Origin of the sequence: Streptomyces sp. NPDC056161 (assembly GCF_042268025.1) — a bacterium.
Classification (GTDB): Bacteria; Actinomycetota; Actinomycetes; order Streptomycetales; family Streptomycetaceae; genus Streptomyces.
In genome coordinates this window covers 1-1920 of the sequence record NZ_JBHJUV010000149.1, presented here as the reverse complement: position 1 = coordinate 1920, position 1920 = coordinate 1, and the positions used below count along the sequence as shown (strand labels likewise).

1 protein-coding gene is annotated in these 1920 nt (G+C 69.8%); it reads right to left on the bottom strand.

The features are described 5' to 3' along the window. Positions 1–168 precede the first annotated feature (168 nt). On the bottom strand, positions 169–1656 hold the full coding sequence (locus ACFC09_RS45990; RefSeq protein ID WP_376539182.1) for a ParB/RepB/Spo0J family partition protein: 1488 nt from the start codon (positions 1654–1656) through the stop codon (positions 169–171). Positions 1657–1920 lie beyond the last annotated feature (264 nt).

Below are 1920 nucleotides of genomic sequence, written 5' to 3'. Positions count from 1 at the left end.
GACGGCACCGGCCGACGAAGGAGGCCGGGGCCGGCGAGCACGCACCGGGCCACCAACACCGCCACGCCGCCAGGCGTGTCCGCTACCGCGCCGCGTACGGCGGCGCTGCCCGTGAGGACGACGCTGCCGTACGCGGGCCGGGAGGGGAGCCCCCTCCCGGCCCTGCGGTCACTTCGAGTCGAGCTGTTCCTGTCCCGTCTCCTTCGCCTTCTCGGCGGAGACCTTCGCCGCGTGCTCGGTGCCGTCGTACTCCTGGCCGTCGATGATGGCCTGTTCGATCGGTGAGGCCGAGTGGCCCAGCTGCACGAGCATGGAGAGGTACGCGCCGATCCGCTTTCGCGTGTGGCTGCTCAGACCCTGACGGTCCGTGCGCCAGGGCCGGTTGTCCTTGTGGCCGGTCGTCTTCTCGTACGACGCCACGCAGGCCATGAAGGGGAACAGTGCCAGGCGGCGGGCGTCGGCCTTCGCCAGGATCTCGGCCGTCATCGTGTTCGCCCGGGAGGCGTCCGCGATGCCGAGCCATTCCCGGACCAGGCGGGTTCCGTCCTCGCTGGTGATGTCACCGATGCCGAGATCGTCGCCGCGCAGGGTCGATTCCGCGACGAACCGCGCCATGATCACCTGCGCGTCGCGCGGGAACGTCTTGCGGGTCATCCAGGTGTTCAGCCACTCGCGGCGGGCTGCGGTCGCGGCCTTGTAGTGCTTGTTCCCCTGGATGATGCGCTGGCGGGCCTCCTTGTCCTCCGCCTTGGTGGTCGCCGTGGTGCTGCCGGGCGGCTGGTAGACGGCGTGGTCGTACAGGGCGGGCTTCAGGCAGTACGTCACCCAGTGGGAGCCGTACTGCGCCGGGGCCACGACGTGCCCCCGGCATGCCTTGTGCTCCTCCTCGCTGATCGTCTTCGCCCCGTCGTGGGTCCGCAGTTCGTGAATCCGGGTCGCGCTGTCCGGCAGGGCCTCGTACTCGTCAATGACGGTCAGCCCGGCGGCGACGGCCTCGGCCCGCTCCTTGGCCAGCCGCGCCGTCTCCTCCCGGTCGTCGCGGAGCCTGCGCAGACGGTAGGAGAAGTTCCCGCCCTGCGCCGCCTCGGTCAGCTCCTTCAGGGCCTCCGGGTCGTCCTCGAACTCGGCCAGCGCTTCGAGCTGGTCGAGCGTCCAGGCGTACTGGACGGCCTGGGCCGCCTCCATCGTCTTGGCCGCGCGTCCCACCTGCACGGCGGTCTTCACGTCCTTCTGCGTCCACCCGGTCTCGGTCGCGATGGCCTTGACCCCGGCCCCCAGCTCGCTCGCCTGGAAGAGGGCGGCGGCCTTCTCCCGCGTGTTCAGGCCCACCCGCTGTTCGGCGGTGGTGACCATGTCCACGTACTGCCCGGCCTCGTCCTCGGCCCGACTGTCGTCGATCACGACGGGGACGGTCTCCCACTTGTCCTCGATCATGACCAGCAGACGGCGGTGACCGTCGATCACCTTGTACGTGCCGTCTGCCTGCGGGGTCACCAGCAGCGGCGTCCGCAGCTTCTTGCGGAGGCTCCGGCGGAACCGGTCGGTCACGGCCAGGTCCTCACGGACGTTGCCGGGGTGGGCGGTGAGCTGGGAAAGCGGGACGTCCTCGAATCGGAAGGTGGTCGGGATGGTCTGCTCGACGGTCTCGGTCGTCACGTCGTTGTCCTTGGTGTTGAAGGTTTAGGGCCTGTCATCCGGGGCTGCCATCCCCTTCCGACATCACTAATTCTGCCTTATTTACGGGTCCGGGTCCACCTGGAATAGGGGTTTCGGCGGGTGATCTGTATCACACCTTTCCGCAGGTCAGAGGCGGTTTCCGCCCCATCGGCGGCGGCCTCGCCGGGCGGCGTCCGCCACGGCTCCGCCCGGTGGGCGGGGGCTCCCCTCGGTCGGTCGGGCAGGCTCGCCCGTACCCGGGTT